We start from the raw sequence: 16,765 nt of genomic DNA, 5'->3' as shown, positions 1-16,765 counted from the left end.
GTAAGGCTCATCGGGCGTACGGCTGCAGGTTCAGGCCCTGCTTGTGGTTGTGGGTGTTGGCAGATGTCCATGGCGTCGCAGGGCAGCGAGCAGTAACAGCAGCGCTGCGCCTGCGGTCAGCGCGATGACCACGTGGAGCCCCGCGAGGTGTTCGAAACCCATCAGCGCGCCATCGGCAGTCGTACCCAGGTAGGCGGCGGAGGCCAGGCTGCCGAGGCCGGCGGCAACGTTGCTGACGGACCCGTGCAGCGCCATGAACGCGGCGCGTTGATGGGGCGCCGGAATGCTCGCGGCGACCGTCGTGGTGCTGCTGGTGCGCAATGTGCTGAGTGCCATGAACAGGCTGAACACCAGCAACAGCGGCAGTGGAACCAGCAGGGCGAAGCCGAGCAGCGTGATCAGTGCCAGCAGGCCGCTGCTGCTCAGGACCAGCCGGCGGGCGTGGCCGCGATCGATCCAGCTGCCGCCCAGACGCACGGCGGCCAGGCTGGCCAGCCCACCGCACAGGTAGAGCACGCCGATGTGTTCGCGGGCGAAGCCGAGATTGAACTGGAAGAACGCGGAAAAGTGCGGCACCAGCAGGAAGTGGCTGAACATCTGCAATGCGACAAGCGCCAGTGCCCCCAGGCACAGCGGTGAGCGCAACAGCGGGCGCAGCACTCCTGGCGGGTGTGGGTGTGGTTGCGGATTGGGGAAGAGGATGTGGCAGCCAAACGCGAGCGCCAGGCCAACCGCGGCAATGCCCAGCATCGGCGCGCGCCAGCCCAGCCAGCGCGCGAGTTCCAGCACCAGAGGCGTGACGACGATGGCGGCGAGGGAGAAACCCATCGCTAGGCGGGCGAGCTGCCGGCCCCGTTCGGCTGGTGGGATCAGATCGAGCAGGCTCGCCATCAGCACCGCGCCCAGGGGGCCGGCGACGAATGCGCTGAGCACGAAGAGCCAGGTCAACTGGTGCGCATCGGAGGCACCTGCGCAGGTACCGAGCAGGGCGAAGCGGAGGACGAGCAGAGTGAGCAGCACCGGCTTGCGCTCGAAGCGGCCCAGCCAGGCAGCACTGAGCGCCGAGCCGAGGGCCGCTGCCAAGGTCGCGGCGCCAGCCAGATACCCAATGCGGTCGGCGGGCATGTCCAGTTCGCGGACGAGATCCGGGCCGAGCGGCATGATCATCATCAGGCTGCCGATCGATAGCATGCTAATCAGTGTGGCCAGCTGAACAGCCGTTTTTGTTTGTCGATCTGCATCCATGTACATAATGCCGCTGGGTGAGGCGGTGCATCTTATGCAGCTATAAACGCGAATTCAAATGCAAATCGTTATTGTTTGATTGCGGTGCGAGAGATTGCATTGGATGGCGGCGCGCTATGGGCTGGAATAGCGGAGATGGCGCGCGGGGGCTTCGATACCATAAGACCGCGCGAAAGCTCCCGAGATGAACTTATATCGGAGGTCGGCTGCCCCGCCTGAGCAGGCGGCGCCAACGATCCGTGCTGTACGACCTGCCCTGGTTCAGTCGCATGCCTCGAGGTCCTTGATCAGCGCCTTCGTCTCGTCGATTTCACGGCGTTGCGCCTCGATGATGCTCTCCGCCAGCTCGCGCACCCTCGGGTCCTGGATATCCGCCCGCTCGCTGGTGAGGACGGCGATGGAATGGTGCGGAATCATCGCCTTCATCCACGACACCTGATCCACCGTCGCCTGGCTGCGCACCAGCCACAAGGACACTACGAACACCAGCGCGCTGCCGGCGAAAATGGCGATGTTCCCCCCACGCCGCGGATACATCTTCAGCATGAATGCCAGCATGACGATCGCCATGGCCGCGCCCATGATCAGTGCCATGTAAGCGCGGGTTTCGCTGAACAGGATGTGGTCGGTCTGGAACACGTTCAGTACATCAGGCCGAACATGACCAGCGTCGAGGTGGCAATCATTGCGCCGAATTTGACGTAGGGCTGCATAGGTGTGCTCTCCTCTCGCTATGACTGGTGGGGTGGCAAATTGCCAGCCCATTCGGTCATCCCGACGGCCCTCGGTCGGTGCCGTTCACGTTTCTCGGCCACGCCAGCGGCACGCACTGGCCGATTGCGATGGCCTCGCCGCGCTGACCGCAGCGCAATGCGCAGCCGGACCTACTCGCCGTTACGGACCTGCGAGGCGCCGCGGGTCAGCGAGTGGCCAGCTCTTCGCAGCTGGGCTCTATGGTGAACGTGCGCGCCGAGTCGACCGGGCCGAGCTTCTCCAGGGTGCGGCGGCCGAGCAGCACGGGGTAGTTCATTTCATCGCGATCCCTGAGCGAGAACTGCTCCTCGAGGAGGCGATCGCCGATGCACACCTTCATCAGCACCACCGGACGATCCTCTTTGCCGCCGGCGCCGCGGACGGTCAGTTCGCGATGCAGCTTGCGCTCGATGCGCGATTTGACCAGCTTGTCCCGTTCGATGTCCTCGAGGTCCAGATCGAAGCGGACCCATTCTTCACCGTCCCGCTGGAAATACTCGATGTCTTCGGCATGCATCGACGAAGTCAGCGCGCCGGTGTCGAGCTTGAACTTCACCGTGACTTCCTCGGGAAGCACCTTGCCACGCTCTACCCAGCCGAGCGGGGTGCCGCCGGCGGCAAGACAGGAATAGGACGCAAGCGAGAGAAGCAGGGCAGTCGGTACGGTGAGCAAACGTGAAGCCATCAATAACGCTCCTGAGCATTGGGTTCGCTCAATAGAGCGATATCCGCGGCGGAACGTTCAGCGCCGCTGCGGCGTCGTGCTGGACGATGGGCTGTCCTGCCCGGCTTCGCGGACGGCGATTTCCTCGCTCAGGGCGCGGACGAAGGCATCCACCGCGACTGGTAGGTAGCGCGAACTGCGCACGTAGACGCCGAGGTCGCTGAACACCGAGCCGCCGTCATTCAGCGGAACATGCACCAGCGTGCCGTTGGCCAGCTCGGCCTCGATGCCGATGCGCGTCTGGAAGGCGACCCCGGCGCCGCGCTTGGCCATTTGCAGGGCCAGCTCCACCGAACTGGTTTCCAGCGGCGCCTTGTGCCGCGGGCGGGTGCGCGTCAGCAGCGGTGCCAGCAGGTGATGGATGGAAAGGTCGCTCTTGGCCAGGATCAGCGGAAACTCGGCGCAGGTGGCGAAGCTGACGTCCTGGCGATCGGCCAGTGGATGCCCCGGCGCGACGATGGCGCCCAGGCGGAAATGTCCGACGCCCAGCTGCTGCAGGTCGGCGGTACGCGGCAGGGCGAAGGCCAGGCCGATATCCGCCTGGCCGCTGGTCACCGCTTCGGGAATGGCCTGCGAGCCGAGGCTGGTCACGCCGACCGTGACACGCGGATAGCGCTCACGCAGCTGCTCCAGCACGCCGGGAAGCAGGTCGGTGGTGACGCCGGATACCGTGGCGATTTCCACATGACCGGTGCGCAGACCCTGCAGCGCGTCCAGTTCGGAGCGCACACGTTCGGCGTCCTGCAGCACGACGATGACATGGCGAGCGAAGATCTCGCCGGCGGCGGTCAGCCGAAGCCCGCCCGGCAAGCGTTCGAAAAGGGGCGCGCCGATCTCGTCTTCGAGCTTGAGAATCTGCCGGTTCACGGCCGACGACGCGACGTTGAGCCGGCGCGACGCCTCGCGGATCGACTGGCAGCGGCGCACCATGTCGAAATAGTGAATGGCCGGCGAGTGGATGCGCAGCTTGCGGGCCAAGCCTTCAGCGCTCCGCTGCCGGTGGCTTGAGTCCGCAGCCCTTGAGGATGATGGCGATCAGATTGTCGCTGGCAAGGGCGAAGTCCGCGCGGGTCATCCGCTTGCCGTTGATGCGGCGGATCTGGTCGGAGAAGTCGGCGTAGTGCTGCGTTCCGGCCCAGATCAGGAAGATCAGGTGCATGGGGTCGACCGGGTCCATCTTGCCGGCGGCGATCCAGGCGTCGAATACCGCGGCGCGGCCGCGGAACCAGTTGCGATAGTCCTGGTTGAAGTGCTCGGACAGGCATTCGCAGCCGCTGATGACTTCCATGGCGAAGATCTTCGAGGCTTGCGGATGGCGCCGCGAGAATTCCATCTTGATGCGGATGTACTCGGCCAGGGCGGTGGCCGGGTCGTCGTCCACGGTGAGGTCGTCGAAGGCGGTATCCCAGAGTTCGAGGATGTGCCGCATGACCTCCACGTACAGCCCCAGCTTGCTGTTGAAGTAATAGTGCACGTTGGCCTTGGGCAGCCCGGCGCGGCTGGCGATGGCGTTCATGCTGGTGCCCTTGAAACCGTAGCGGGCGAATTCCTCGGCGGCCGCGGCGAGGATGGTTTCCTCGTTCTTCTGGCGAATGCGGCCGGCAGGCTTGCCTTGGGCGGTGTAGAGCGGCGGCGGTGCGTTGTTCTTGTCCATGTTCCCTATCCGTGAGCGCGCGGGCAGTCGGCCTTCGGTGTGAGCGTTAGCCCGGCAGGCGGCCGTTACCGGTTCGGTGGGCTGAAGCCCACCCTGCGGTTCAGGCCCACCGAGGCAGGGCGGTGGTTAGCTGACTGGGCAGATTCTGCACGAGTTTCGTTGCGCGAGCAGCCGTTGCGCTTGTTGAAGCGAAGCAGACTGACACGGCAAGGTGCCGCCCGTTGTCCGGGCGGCGGGCGCATCAGAAATGCGCCTTGACGATGAAGTTGGTGACGTTGTTGTCGGTGTTGAAGGCGTCGGTGTCCTCGATGCCGTACTTGTTCGACCAGTAGTCGTATTCGATACCGACGTAGAGCTTGCCGGGCGTGTAGTCCAGCGCCTTGCCGAGGTCGTACTTGACCTGCGGGTTGAAGTGGAAGTTCTTCTTCAGCTCGGTGTTGCCGTTCTTCTTGTCGTTGACGACCCAGTCGATGTAGCCATCGAAGAGGATGTCCGACTTGCCGACCGGGAAGGTCATGGCCCAGGTCGGGGTGATCTGCCACTGGCCGCTCGGCTTGCCGGTGATGCCGTCGGGCTTGCGGTAGTAGGTGTTCAGGGCGAAGCGATCGAAGCCGGGGATCGCCAGATCCACCGCCGGGCCGAGCAGGTAGTTGCGGTTGCGGCCTTCGCCGCGCTCGTAGGTCGCCGAGATCAGCACGTCCTTGACCGGCCCGAAGGACAGGTCGGCGCCGCTGATCTTGCCCAGCGAGAGGCGTGGGCTGAACTCGCCGTAGTAGGTATGGCCGTCGCTGCCGGAGATGCCGTTGTACCACTTGTTGTCGACGAACAGGAACATGTCCCCCCAGGTCCAGCCGCTGGCATGTTCGAAGGTGATGGTCTGCTGAATCTCGCCGGCATCTACTTTGAAGTCCTTGCCGTACAGGTAGGTGAGGCTGTTGTTCTGCCAGAGCATGGGGCCCGCCATGGCTTGGCTGCTGAGGATGAACCCGGCCGCGAGGGCTGCGGTAGTCAGGCTGCGCTTCATTGAGTGTGTCTCCGTATTGGCATTTGAGTGAGCTTGTAAGTTGTCCAAGCGGTCAGGCTTTGGTCCTTTAGCAAGCGTCGCGCCAACCCGGAAAGATGCTTGCAGTGTTAGGTTAAGTTGCTGATTTTAAACTGGTTAATTTTAGGGTTTAGGGGCTTTTCGAGCCGCCGGAAGCGGGCTGCCGAGCTCAGCATGGGTGATTGTGATCTGACCGATGCGTCAGCTTGCTTCAGTTTGGGGCGAAGTGGCTGGCCGCTGGCCAGCCATGCCACCGAAACGGTGCGCCGAGCGGCGATGTTGCGGGGGAGTAGATGCACGACTGCCGGCACAGGGCCGGCAGTCGTGGAGCGGGGACGGGCTCAGTGCTGGGTAACGACCGCGGTGTTGTTCCAGCCGTTCTGATTGATGTAGGCGGCGTTGCCGTAGCCGGCCTGGCTGGCGATGGCATCGTTGCCGAAGCCGTGCTGGGTCACCTTGATCAGGTGATCGGCGCCGCTCTGGCTCAGCATCACGTCGTTGAACGTGCCTTCCTGGCGTACGGTAGCCAGGTTGTCGCGACCGTTCTGCTCGATATCGGCGCTGTTGCCCCAGCCGTAGCTGACGCCGACGATCTCGTTGTCGCGGCCATTTTGCACGGCGTTGAGCTCATTGCCGGTGCCGTCCTGGTGGAAGTGCAGGTCGTTGCCGCGGCCCTGCTGCTCCACGGAGGCGACGTTGTAGCCACCTTCCTGGATGGTCTTGGCGGTCTGGTTGCGGCCGTCCTGGTAGATGTCGGCTTCGTTGCCGATGCCGCTCTGCTCGGTGGTGGCGGTGTTGTTGCCGCCCAGCCAGCCATTGGTCTGCACGATGCTGGAGTCGTTGCCGACGCCATGCTGCGTGACGAAGGCGTTCTGCGCGTTACCGCTCTGATCCACGTCGACCTTGTTGTAGCTGCCATTGGACATGACATAGGCCTCGTGCTGCAGGCCAGTCTGCGAAACCATCGCGTCGTTGCGCCAGCCGAACTGCTCGACCTCGGCGATGGAGCCGCTGCTGGCGAGCTGAGTGACATGAGCGTCATTATCGACGCCGTTCTGATCGATGCTCGCGCGGTCGTGGTTACTGAGGAACTGGGTGACGCTGGCGTTGTTCAGGTCGCCGTTCTGGTCCACCACGGCCTGGCTACCAATGCTGGCGGTCTGGGTGATCAGGGCGTAGTTATGCTTGCCGTCCTGATTGCTGGTGGCGTTGACCATGTAGGTGCCGGACTGGAAGGTTTCGGCGGAGTTGCCGATGCCGTTCTGATTCTGCGTGGCGCCAGTCTTGTAGGTGTCGGTCTGCTCGACCAGGGCATCGTTGCCCCAGCCGCGCTGATCCTGTGTCGCACCGCTCATCAGCGTGCCGTTCTGCTGCGCTTCGGCATTGTTGTAGTTGCCAGCCTGGGTCTGCTTGATGGTGCTGTCGTACGCGCTGCTCTGCTCGGCCAGCGCATCGTTGGCAAAGCCGCTCTGGTTCTGCGTGGCCAGATTGCCCGCTCCGCCGCTTTGCAGCACTTCCGCATTGTTGTTGATGCCGAGCTGGTTCTGCTCCGAAGTGTTTTCGGCGGCGAAGGCCTGGGCAGTGGCGACCGTCAGAATGGCTGCAACAAGGGGTTTGAACTTAAACATTTTGTCTCTCCATGGATGTTTTAAGTACAGCGGTATTTCCTTGGGATTAGCGGTACTGGCGAACCACTACCGTCAGATTCCGGCCGCTCTGGCTCACGTTGCTGCTGTGCCCGCTGCCGGTCTGCTCGATGAGGGCGCGATTGCTCGTGCCTTGCTGTGCGATGCTGGCCCGGTTGTCCGAGCCGTACTGGTCGATGCGCGCCTCGTTGCCGAAGCCGTCCTGGCTGATCAGGGCGGCGTTGTCGAGCCCGATCTGCTCGATGCTGGCGCTGTTGGCGTAGCCGCTCTGGATGATGTAGGCCTCCAGTTCGGCGCCCGTTTGCCCGATGTGGCCGGTCATGCCCTGGCCGGTCTGCTGGACAACCGCCAGCGCACCTGATGCGCTGATAGCAGCCGGGCTGGGGCCAAGATCGGTGTTCACGCGATAGAGCTCGCTGGGGGCGAGGTCGACGGGATTAGGGGCGTCGGCGAAGCTGTTTGCGGTCAGCAACAGCAGAAGGGCAGGCAGCAGCAGGTCATGCGCAATCCGTTGCGAGCGTGTCATGGCATCCAGTCCTGGTTGGGCTCCGATGGGAAACATATTTGCCCTGAATCGAGGCGTTGCCCATCCATCCAATGATTGAAAATGCAGCGATTCGGTGCATAACGGGTGGCGAACGACGTTCAGTTGCAGGTTGCAGTCTGCCTTGCTCGCAAGCGCGCAAGGACGAACCACCCGGACGAACGCCGTGTGGCGTGTCGCGGGGGGATCGTCCTCGTCTTGATGGTGGATGGAGGTTCCGTTGGCGTTGCGCCGTAGGTCTGCCTCAGTCCAGTTTGCTCAGGTATTTGCTCAGTTCCGGATGCTCGCTGCCGCTGCCTTCGGCGGTCTGCCAGAGGCGTCGATCGACACCCTGGGCAATCAGGTGAGCAACAGCCGCCTCGATGGCGGACAGCACGCACAGCTGCGCCGGCTCGTTGGTGGTGTAACCCGCCTCGGCTTCCAGCAGCTCCTTGAACTCGATGAACTTGTAGACGTTGGCGCTGCGGCCCACGGAGAAGATCGTCTTGGTGGTCATCACGTTCGACAGCACGCGGCCACTGCGTACGTCGATGGCACGCAGGTTCACCGTGACCTGATCGACGCGGTACTCCTGCGACAGGCCGATACCCAGGTAGCGGGCGCCCTGGCCGCCGCTGCGCACGTTGGTTTCATAGGCGACGATCGCGCCCTCCATGATGATGTTGGCGGCCAGCAGCGAGGGCAGTTCGGACTGGATGTTCGGCGCCACGTCCGGCTTGGCCTGGGAGGCCCGGATGATCTTGCGCTCGGTCAGTACGTTCTGCAGGCCCTCGCGTTCGAGCACCACGAACCAGCCGCTGGCCTGCATGGCGTCGACCAGCATGCTGGCGGCACCCTGGGTCACCGCGGTGGAGAACGAGCTGGCCGGCGTTGGCTTGTACTGGCCAGTCTGGTCGCGGAAGCCGTACACCGCTGCGACCAGTGGACCTTTCGGTCGCGGTAGCGCTAGCAGATCCTGGTAGGTGGAAGTACGAGGGGTAAGGGTTGGGGGTTGCTGATCGGCAGACATGGGCTCGCGTACGGCGCAACCCTGCAGTACAGCCATCATCCCTATGGCTACGAATAGGCTTCTCATGGCCTTTGTTTCTCCTTGGGGTCAGTTCTGTCCGACGATGATTTCGGACATTTCTCCGGTGAGTCGGTCGGTAATCTCGACGATCAGCATGCCGGCATCACCGTTGTAGACGCGCACGATGAAGTCGTCGGTAGTGACGGTGCCGGTCTTGCCGTCGCTTACGCCACTGAGCAGATCGCCCAGCAGGCGCGACTCCAGTTGACTGGTGAAGCGATCCAGGGCGGACTGGTTCTCCAGCAGGGAGGAGCGGTCGAGGGCATCAGGGTCCTTCTTGCTGTTCTGGGCCTGGGCATTGCCGAGCAGCCAGGCGCCGTTGAGCGGGCTTCCGCCGAAGGATGGGTTGATCGGTGTGTAAACCAGCTCCGTGGCGTTGGCGGCGGCGCAGAGCAGCAGGCTGCCGAACAGCGTGCCGAGCGATGTGTAGGTGTGCTGTTTCATAACTCGTCCTTGGCCATGTCTATGTTGTCTTCGAACAGCGCTTCGATCTTTCGCCGATTGATCTCCTGCACCACGAAGTCGGCTGCCTCGTAGGCGGTCTCCTTCATGTCGGCGACATTGGGTTGCAGGAACCGGCGATACAGCGGCTGGTTCTCGTGCTCGACCCATACCAGAACCCCCCAGCGTGCCGAGGGGCGCTCCTTCACCGCGAGGTTGAAATCGAGCTGGCTGATGTCGTTCAGCCGCTCGCAGAACCGCACGTAGAACTCGTGACCGGATCGGGAAATCGTGTTGTCGGTGATGAATCCCTGCAGCTCGGCCTCGTCGGCGCGAGCCGCCATCGCCAGCAGCAGAAGGAGCCAGGCGCCGGCGCGTTTCACGACGCCGCCTCGCCGACATGTGCCAGTACCAGCGAGGCGCCCTGCGCGCGGTTGCTGGCGCCAAGCTTGCGCAAGGCGTTGTGCACGTGGCTCTTGATGGTGTGGATGCTCAGGTGCAGCCTTTCACCGATTGCGGCGTTGGAAAGCCCCTGGCCGGCCAGCGCGAGAATCTGCTTTTCGCGCAGGGTCAGTTCGTCGATGGCCTGGCTGGTACTGCTGAGTTGCCGGTAGCGATACAGCAGCTTTTCCATCAGCTCTCTGGGCAGCCAGTCACCGCCGGCCAGCATCGTTTCGATGCCGCGCACGAGGATGCTCCGTGGCGTCGCCCGATAGAAAACGCCGCGAATCCAGGGGTGGGTTTCGATCAGCTGGCGAGCCTGATCGGGCTGGGCATTGATCAGCGCGACCGGCACGTCGTCGAACTGGCGCAGCAGCCGTAGGCATTCGTCGCGGTTGAAGCTGGCCACATCGAGCAGCATCAGCGAGATATCGGACGAATCGTTCACGGGCGCACGTACATGGCGGAGGGTGCAGCCGGGGCAATCCTGAAGGTGCTGGCGCAGCGCACCATCGAGCAGATCGCTGGTGGAAAGAAGCAGTACGCAGGAGCGAGCGGCCTGAATGGCCGGCACGGCATCGTCTTTCATTCGCATGTCCTTTGCTGAATGTTGAAGGAGATCCCTGATAGCGCCTTCTTTGTGGCGCGCTTCTCAAAGTAGTTCAGCTTTGCGACAAAAAAAAGTCAGACATTAAAAAATGTGTCGGTTTGCCGACGAGCTGCATCCTGATCAATGCGCTGGCGGGAAAGGCACACAGCTCTTACAGTCATCCGGTGCGCAGCTCGACATCCCGGCGCACATCGAACGGAGGTTTGCGATGGGTGATCCCGTCTTCTGGCTGGTGTTCTTTTCTGCGGCGCTGGCGTTGAATCTGTCGCCAGGGCCAGACCTGCTCTATGTGCTGTCGCGAACCCTGAGTGGCGGTCGTCGCATCGGCGTCGTGTCGGCATGCGGCGTGTGCAGCGGGGCGCTGGTGCATGTGGCATTCGCGGCGCTGGGTATCTCGGCGATCCTCGCCACCTCGGCGCTCGCTTTCACCGTGGTGAAGTACGTCGGTGCCGCCTATCTGCTCTATCTCGGTTTTCAGGCGCTGCGTTCGGCAGGCGGCGGAACCGCGCTGGCGTTCAATGCCGCTCCGCGCGCATCTGCCTGGAAGGCGTATCGGCAGGGCGTACTGGTCGATCTGCTGAATCCGAAGGCGGCGATCTTCTTCATGGCGTTCCTGCCACAGTTCGTTCGTCCGGACCACGGTTCCGTGCCGCTGCAGTTGCTCGTGCTCGGCGTGCTGGTGGTCGTGGTGGCGATCATCGTCGAGGTCGCGCTGGTGTTTCTGGCTGCGCGCGCCACCACGGCGCTGCGCAACAACCCAGTCATGAGCCAGTGGATCGACCGCACGCTGGGTTCGATCCTGATTGCCCTGGGCATCCGCTTGGGCCTGGCCGAGCGACTCTGACGGGAATTGATCGGCTCTGTGTCGCTCTCAACAAGGTGAGGGTTGCCAAACGGCAGCCCATGACGGGAGCTGCTTATGTCACCACAGAGCAAGAACACATCGGCCACCCTGATCCCCTGTCTGCGCTATCGCGACGTGGCCGCCGCCATCGATTGGCTGTGTCGCGCCTTCGGTTTCGAATGCCGACGCCTGTACAAGGACGAGCTGATCGGCATCACCCACGCGCAGCTTGCCTTTGGCAATGGCATGGTGATGGTCGCTCCGGTGGTTGATTCCGAATACGGACGGCAGCTGCGCCAACCCGATGAGATCGGCGGAGCGTCTACCCAGGGCATCTATGTGATCGTCAACAGCGCCGACGCGCTCTATGCGCAGGCCAAGGCTGCCGGGGCGCAGATCGCCATCGAGCTCAAGGATGAGGATTACGGCGGCCGTGGCTTTACCTGCCACGACCCGGAAGGGCATCTGTGGAGCTTCGGCACCTACGATCCCTGGGCGGATGAAGCCGCCGGTACCGTCGCCCAGGCCTGAACAGACTGTACCGACCATTGGCGGGAATGTTCGGCTCGTCGTTGCTGTCAGCAAGGGGACGACAGCAGATTGCGGAGCACGAGCATGACCCACGGAAATCTCGACGGCGCCCTGGTGGTATTGACCGGTGCCTCTAGCGGTATCGGCCGCGCCGCGGCCCAGGCATTCGCCCGCCAGGGCGCTAGGCTGGTGCTCGCCGCACGCGACGAGCAGGCCCTGACGGAAACGGCGGATGAGTGCCGGGCGTTGGGCTCCGACGTGCTGACCGTGCCCACCGACGTGACCCACAGCGACGAGGTCGAGGCGCTGGCGAGCGCCGCCGCAGCATTCGGCCAGGGCCGGATCGACGTCTGGATCAACAATGCCGGCATCGGCGCCGTGGGCGCGTTCGACGAAACGCCGCTGCAGGCCCACGAGCAGGTGGTACAAACCGACCTGCTCGGCTATCTGCGCGGCGCGCATGCGGTGCTGCCGTACTTCAAGCAGCAACAGCGTGGCGTCTTGATCAATACATTGTCGGTGGGTAGCTGGGTGCCGCAGCCATTCGCGGCTGCTTATTCGGCCAGCAAGTTCGGCTTGCGCGGCCTGTCCCATGCGCTGCGTGGCGAGCTCGCGGCGTGGCCGAACATTCACATCTGCGACGTCTATCCAGGCGTCGTCGATACGCCGGGTTTCCGCGACGGCGGCAACTATGCCGGGCGTTCGCTGCAGCCGCCGCCACCGCTGCTCGATCCGCGCCATGTGGCCAACGCCATGGTCAGCCTGGCGCGGCATCCGCGACATACCACGTCGGTGGGGGCTACCGCGACGCTGTTGCGGTTGGCGCATTTCCTAACGCCGGGTTTCGATCGGATCAACGGGCTGCTGACGGGGTTTGCGCTCGGGCGGGCGAGGCGGGTGCCGACCTCATCGGGCAACCTGTTCCATCCCGCCCTCGGTCAGCGGCGTATCGACGGCGGTTGGCGTTCGGAGGAAGACGGCAAGCGCTGGCTGCTGATCGGAGGCGTCGCCGCCGGCGTCCTCGGGCTCTGCCTGTGCCTGGGGCGGCGACGTTGAGGAGGGCGGTTCAGCGGGCTTTCGGCGCCGCGCTGACACCTTCGAGGGTGGCGAAGGAGGTGTCCTTGGCCGTCAGCAGGAAGTCGCGCATGAATGGCGAATCGAGCATGTCAGCGCGGATGCCGGCGTAAAGCGTGGCGAACAGGCCCTTGTCGCCGAGCCGCTTGGCGGTCACGTAGCCACGCGAGCTGTACTCGTGAAGTGCCCAGTTCGGCAGACAGCACACGCCGCGCCCCGATGCGACCAGCTGCATCATCATCACGGTGAGTTCCGAGGTCCGCACCTGCGCGGGTTCGATATCGGCCGGCTCGAGGAAGCGGGTGAAGATGTCCAGGCGATCCCGTTCGACCGGGTAGGTGATCAGCGTCTCGCTGGCCAGATCCTCGGGGCGCACGTAGGGCCGCGCGGCCAGCGGGTGCTGGTTGGCCACGGCCAGCAGCGCCTCGTAGGTGAACAGCGGCACATAGGTGATGCCCGGCAGCTCCAGCGGGTCGGAGGTCACCACCAGGTCGAGATCGCCGCGAGCCAGGGCTGGCAGCGGCGCGAAGGAGAATCCGGACGCCAGGTCTAGCTCCACTTCGGGCCAGGCGTCACGGAACTGGTCGATGGTCGGCATCAGCCACTGGAAGCAGCTGTGACATTCGATGGCCATGTGCAGGCGGCCAGCCGTGCCGCCGGCGAGGCGGGCGAGGTCGCGCTCGGCACTGCGCAGTTGCGGCAGCATCAGGTCGGCCAGTTGCAGCAGGCGCAGCCCGGCGCTGGTGAAGCGCACCGGGCGGGTCTTGCGCACGAACAGCTGCAGGCCGAGGCGTTCTTCCAGTTCCTTGAACTGGTGGGAGAGCGCCGACTGGGTCAGGTGCAGCCGCTCGGCGGCTTCGACAAGACTGTCGGTTTCCCGCAGTGCATGAAGCGTCTTCAGGTGGCGAATTTCCAGCATGCCGAACTACCTTGCGAAGCGGGGTAAGCACGGCCTCGAGCAACAGGCCTGATGTCCCTGAATGAATAAGAAGATGAGCAACGCTCATTCCCGCAAGTGTGTCCCAGCATCTGGATGCTGTCGAGTGGCCGCTACGCAATCGGCCGGGCCATTCAGAACCAGAGCCGCGAAACCATGTAGGCCAGACCAAAGAAGAACAGCAGCGCGGCAACGATCATCGCGCCGTCGCGCGCCATCATACCCAGCCCCAGCACGCTCAAGGCGGCGCCGGCAGTGGAGTTGCCGAACGGGATTAGCTCCAGCGGCGGCATGGTGGCCGCTATTGCCAGGCACAGCACGGCATTCAGCCGATTCGCCAGGCCGTTGGTGAGAAAGGTCAGCCGCCGCTTGAGCAGGCGGTCGACGAAGCCGGCAATGCGATGCAGGAAGGCTATGGCCTTGTCGTACTTGCTGCGCGAGGCGCTGCGCTTGAGCAGCCATTTGGGTAGCCAGAAGTGCTTCCGGCCGATCAGCAGCTGAATTGCGATCAGCGAAACCATCACCGCGAATACGCTGGGCAAACCGGGAATTCCCGACAGGGGCGAGAACACCAGCAGGCCTGGTACCAGCAGCAGGGCACCGAAGCTGCGCTCATCGGTCGCCTGCAGCATGCACTCGATGCTTACCGGCTCACCCGGCTCCCCGGCCTGCTCGAGACGCTCGAGCAGACGTTCGAGGTTCTGCGGTGGTGTTTCGGAATTCATGAGGGCGCCTTCAGGTTGGGTTCTGGTTTAGAGCCCCGGGTGCGCCAAATGCTCCAACATGAATATTTCTTGCTTTGAAATGTAGTTACGTGAGTTTGTTTCATTGGATTGGCCCGCGGACAATCCTCGCATTCATGCAGAACGACATTTCGGAGTGAGTAATGGCTGTAGCGCATAACCTTGGCTTTCCACGCATCGGTGCGGATCGCGAATTGAAGAAGGCCCTCGAGGCGTACTGGAAAGGCGAGCTGGACGAGCAGGGCCTGCGTCAGGTCGGTCGCCAGCTGCGGGCGCGCCATTGGCAGGCCCAGCTCGACGCCGGCATCGAGTTGCTGCCGGTGGGCGACTTCGCCTGGTACGACCAGGTGCTGAGTCATTCCCTGATGTTCGGCGTCATCCCGCAGCGATTCCGTCCGGCCGAGGGCCAGGCGACGCTGGACACCTTGTTCGCCATGGCGCGCGGCGTGGCCAGGAGTTGCTGCGGTGGTGCCCAGGCTCAGGAAATGACCAAGTGGTTCGATACCAACTACCACTATCTGGTCCCGGAGTTCAGCGTCGACCAGCAGTTCCAGCTGTCCTGGACGCAGCTCTTCGAAGAGGTCGAAGAGGCCAAGGCGCTGGGGCACACCATCAAGCCGGTGCTGATCGGCCCGCTGAGCTATCTCTGGCTCGGCAAGCTCAAGGGCGAGGCGGATCAGACCCAGGCCTTCGACAAGCTGGAGTTGCTGGACCGGCTGCTGCCGGTTTACGGCGAGGTGCTGGACCGGCTGGCGGCGCAGGGAGTCGAGTGGGTGCAGATCGACGAGCCGATTCTGGCGCTGGACCTGCCGCAGGACTGGAAGAATGCGTTCGAGCGCGCCTACAACCTGTTGCAGCGGGCGCCGCTGAAGAAGCTGGTCGCCACCTACTTCGGCGGCTTGGAAGACAATCTCGGTCTGGCTGCAACCCTGCCGGTGGACGGCCTGCACATCGACCTGGTGCGCGCGCCGGAGCAGTATCCGGTGATTCTCGATCGCCTGCCGGCCTACAAGGTGCTGTCGCTGGGGCTGGTCAACGGGCGCAACGTCTGGCGCTGTGATCTGGACAAGGCGCTGGAAGTGGCACGGCATGCGGCCGAACGCCTGGGCGAGCGCCTGTGGCTGGCGCCGTCCTGTTCGCTGCTGCACAGCCCCGTCGACCTCGAGCGCGAGGACAGGCTGGACGAGGAAGTGAAGAGCTGGCTCGCCTTTGCGGTGCAGAAGTGCTCGGAAGTCGCCACGCTCGCCCGGGCCATCGACGATCCGCAGGACGCCGAGGTGCAGGCTGCGCTCGCCCGCAGCCGCGCAGTCCAGGCGGCCCGCGCGCAGTCGCCGCGCATCCACAAGCCGGCGGTGCAGGCACGCCTGGCCGCCATCGAGGCCAAGGACAGTCGGCGCACGTCGGTGTTCGCCACGCGCATCGAGCTACAGCGCGCGCGGCTGCAGCTGCCGGCATTTCCTACCACCACCATCGGTTCGTTCCCGCAGACGCCGGCGATCCGCCTGGCGCGGCAGGCATACAAGCAGGGCAGGTTGTCGCTCGGTGACTACACCGAGGCGATGCAGGCCGAGATCCGCCATGCGGTGGCGGTGCAGGAGCAGATCGGCCTGGATGTGCTGGTGCATGGCGAGGCGGAGCGCAACGACATGGTGGAGTACTTCGCCGAACAGCTCGAAGGCTACGTCTTTACCCGCTTTGGCTGGGTGCAGAGCTACGGCTCTCGCTGCGTCAAACCGGCGATCATCTATGGCGATCTGAGCCGTCCGCGACCGATGACCGTGGACTGGATCCGGTATGCCCAGCAGCAGACGGACAGGATCATGAAAGGCATGCTCACCGGTCCGGTGACCATGCTGATGTGGTCGTTCGCCCGCGAGGACGTGCCGCGCGAGGTGCAGGCGCGACAGTTGGCGCTGGCCATTCGCGACGAGGTCTGCGACCTGGAGGCTGCCGGCATCCGCATCATCCAGATCGATGAGGCGGCGTTCCGCGAAGGCCTGCCGCTGCGCCGCGAGCAGTGGCGGCACTACCTGGACTGGGCGGTGGAGGCGTTCCGCCTGTGCGCCAGCGGGGTGCGCGACGAGACGCAGATCCACACGCATATGTGCTACAGCGAATTCAACGACGTGATCGAGTCCATCGCGGCGATGGATGCCGACGTCATCACCATCGAGACCTCGCGTTCGCAGATGGAGCTGCTCGAAGCTTTCCGCGCCTTCGACTATCCGAACGACATCGGCCCGGGCGTCTACGACATCCACTCGCCGCGCGTGCCGGATACTGCCGAGATGGTGCAGCTCCTGGAGAAGGCCGCCGAGTGCATTCCGGCCGAACGGCTCTGGGTGAACCCGGACTGCGGGCTGAAGACCCGTGGCTGGCCGGAGACCGAGGCGGCGCTGGTGAACATGGTGGCAGCGGCCCGGCAGCTGCGCGCGGCGCGAAGCGCCAAGGTCGCCTGAGCGATGGC

The 16,765-nt window shown here is 64.1% G+C and carries 17 protein-coding genes and 1 pseudogene; 4 read left to right on the top strand and 14 right to left on the bottom strand.

The annotated features are described in order from the left end of the window. Nucleotides 1-30 precede the first annotated feature (30 nt). The 12 genes and pseudogenes from NAO55_RS15290 to NAO55_RS15235 form a co-directional block, all read right to left on the bottom strand. Complete coding sequence (locus tag NAO55_RS15290) at nucleotides 31-1,191, bottom strand: MFS transporter (RefSeq protein WP_308410939.1); 1,161 nt, start codon at nucleotides 1,189-1,191, stop codon at nucleotides 31-33. Between the two features lie 315 nt (nucleotides 1,192-1,506). Further along, nucleotides 1,507-1,958, bottom strand: a pseudogene (locus NAO55_RS15285) (DUF305 domain-containing protein). A gap of 206 nt (nucleotides 1,959-2,164) precedes the next feature. Then, nucleotides 2,165-2,683 carry a retropepsin-like aspartic peptidase RloA3 gene (rloA3, locus tag NAO55_RS15280; protein ID WP_102840009.1) on the bottom strand — a complete coding sequence of 173 codons (519 nt, stop codon included), beginning with the start codon at nucleotides 2,681-2,683 and terminating at the stop codon, nucleotides 2,165-2,167. Between the two features lie 57 nt (nucleotides 2,684-2,740). Further along, a complete protein-coding gene (locus NAO55_RS15275) occupies nucleotides 2,741-3,700 on the bottom strand; it encodes a LysR family transcriptional regulator (RefSeq protein WP_102840010.1) in 960 nt (319 codons plus the stop codon). 4 nt (nucleotides 3,701-3,704) lie between these two features. Continuing rightward, a complete protein-coding gene (locus NAO55_RS15270; RefSeq protein ID WP_019405935.1) occupies nucleotides 3,705-4,376 on the bottom strand; it encodes a TetR/AcrR family transcriptional regulator in 672 nt (223 codons plus the stop codon). 241 nt (nucleotides 4,377-4,617) lie between these two features. Next, nucleotides 4,618-5,400: an outer membrane protein OmpK gene (locus NAO55_RS15265; RefSeq protein ID WP_102840011.1), complete on the bottom strand. Its 783-nt coding sequence runs from the start codon at nucleotides 5,398-5,400 to the stop codon at nucleotides 4,618-4,620. A gap of 359 nt (nucleotides 5,401-5,759) precedes the next feature. Next, a complete protein-coding gene (locus tag NAO55_RS15260; RefSeq protein ID WP_102840012.1) occupies nucleotides 5,760-7,046 on the bottom strand; it encodes a hypothetical protein in 1,287 nt (428 codons plus the stop codon). Nucleotides 7,047-7,092: 46 nt separating this feature from the next. Beyond that, nucleotides 7,093-7,590 carry a curli production assembly protein CsgB gene (locus tag NAO55_RS15255; RefSeq protein WP_102840013.1) on the bottom strand — a complete coding sequence of 166 codons (498 nt, stop codon included), beginning with the start codon at nucleotides 7,588-7,590 and terminating at the stop codon, nucleotides 7,093-7,095. 262 nt (nucleotides 7,591-7,852) lie between these two features. Continuing rightward, nucleotides 7,853-8,683 (bottom strand): CsgG/HfaB family protein, encoded by an 831-nt coding sequence (locus tag NAO55_RS15250; protein ID WP_102840014.1) that lies wholly within the window; start codon nucleotides 8,681-8,683, stop codon nucleotides 7,853-7,855. 21 nt (nucleotides 8,684-8,704) lie between these two features. Then, nucleotides 8,705-9,121 (bottom strand): curli assembly protein CsgF, encoded by a 417-nt coding sequence (locus NAO55_RS15245; RefSeq protein ID WP_102840015.1) that lies wholly within the window; start codon nucleotides 9,119-9,121, stop codon nucleotides 8,705-8,707. Next, entirely contained in the window at nucleotides 9,118-9,501 is a 384-nt protein-coding gene (gene csgE, locus NAO55_RS15240; protein ID WP_102840016.1) for a curli production assembly/transport protein CsgE, read from the bottom strand. The genes NAO55_RS15245 and csgE overlap by 4 nt, the downstream gene beginning before the upstream one ends. After that, the gene (locus NAO55_RS15235) at nucleotides 9,498-10,148 is read right to left on the bottom strand and encodes a helix-turn-helix transcriptional regulator (protein ID WP_102840017.1); all 651 of its coding nucleotides are present in this window, start codon (nucleotides 10,146-10,148) and stop codon (nucleotides 9,498-9,500) included. Before NAO55_RS15235 ends, csgE begins: the two co-directional genes overlap by 4 nt. A gap of 229 nt (nucleotides 10,149-10,377) precedes the next feature. On the opposite strand from NAO55_RS15235, the gene NAO55_RS15230 reads away from it, so the two are divergent. The 3 genes from NAO55_RS15230 (at nucleotide 10,378) to NAO55_RS15220 (ending at nucleotide 12,600) form a co-directional block, all read left to right on the top strand. Beyond that, entirely contained in the window at nucleotides 10,378-11,013 is a 636-nt protein-coding gene (locus NAO55_RS15230) for a LysE family translocator (RefSeq protein WP_102840018.1), read from the top strand. A 75-nt stretch (nucleotides 11,014-11,088) separates the two neighbouring features. Beyond that, the gene (locus NAO55_RS15225; protein ID WP_102840019.1) at nucleotides 11,089-11,544 is read left to right on the top strand and encodes a VOC family protein; all 456 of its coding nucleotides are present in this window, start codon (nucleotides 11,089-11,091) and stop codon (nucleotides 11,542-11,544) included. Nucleotides 11,545-11,628: 84 nt separating this feature from the next. Further along, complete coding sequence (locus NAO55_RS15220; RefSeq protein ID WP_102840020.1) at nucleotides 11,629-12,600, top strand: SDR family oxidoreductase; 972 nt, start codon at nucleotides 11,629-11,631, stop codon at nucleotides 12,598-12,600. Nucleotides 12,601-12,610: 10 nt separating this feature from the next. Here NAO55_RS15220 and metR read toward each other — a convergent pair whose 3' ends face one another. Next, nucleotides 12,611-13,537 (bottom strand): transcriptional regulator MetR, encoded by a 927-nt coding sequence (gene metR, locus NAO55_RS15215; protein ID WP_102840021.1) that lies wholly within the window; start codon nucleotides 13,535-13,537, stop codon nucleotides 12,611-12,613. A gap of 152 nt (nucleotides 13,538-13,689) precedes the next feature. Next, entirely contained in the window at nucleotides 13,690-14,280 is a 591-nt protein-coding gene (locus NAO55_RS15210; RefSeq protein WP_095460492.1) for an exopolysaccharide biosynthesis protein, read from the bottom strand. A 161-nt stretch (nucleotides 14,281-14,441) separates the two neighbouring features. Between NAO55_RS15210 and metE the strand changes: the two genes are divergently transcribed. After that, entirely contained in the window at nucleotides 14,442-16,757 is a 2,316-nt protein-coding gene (metE, locus tag NAO55_RS15205; protein ID WP_102840022.1) for a 5-methyltetrahydropteroyltriglutamate--homocysteine S-methyltransferase, read from the top strand. The last annotated feature ends 8 nt before the right edge of the window (nucleotides 16,758-16,765 follow it).

The sequence above is a fragment of the Stutzerimonas frequens genome (assembly GCF_024448335.1).
Classification (GTDB): domain Bacteria; phylum Pseudomonadota; class Gammaproteobacteria; order Pseudomonadales; family Pseudomonadaceae; genus Stutzerimonas; species Stutzerimonas frequens.
The sequence above is the reverse complement of the archived record's forward strand: the minus strand, read 5'-3'. Positions and strand labels throughout refer to the sequence as shown.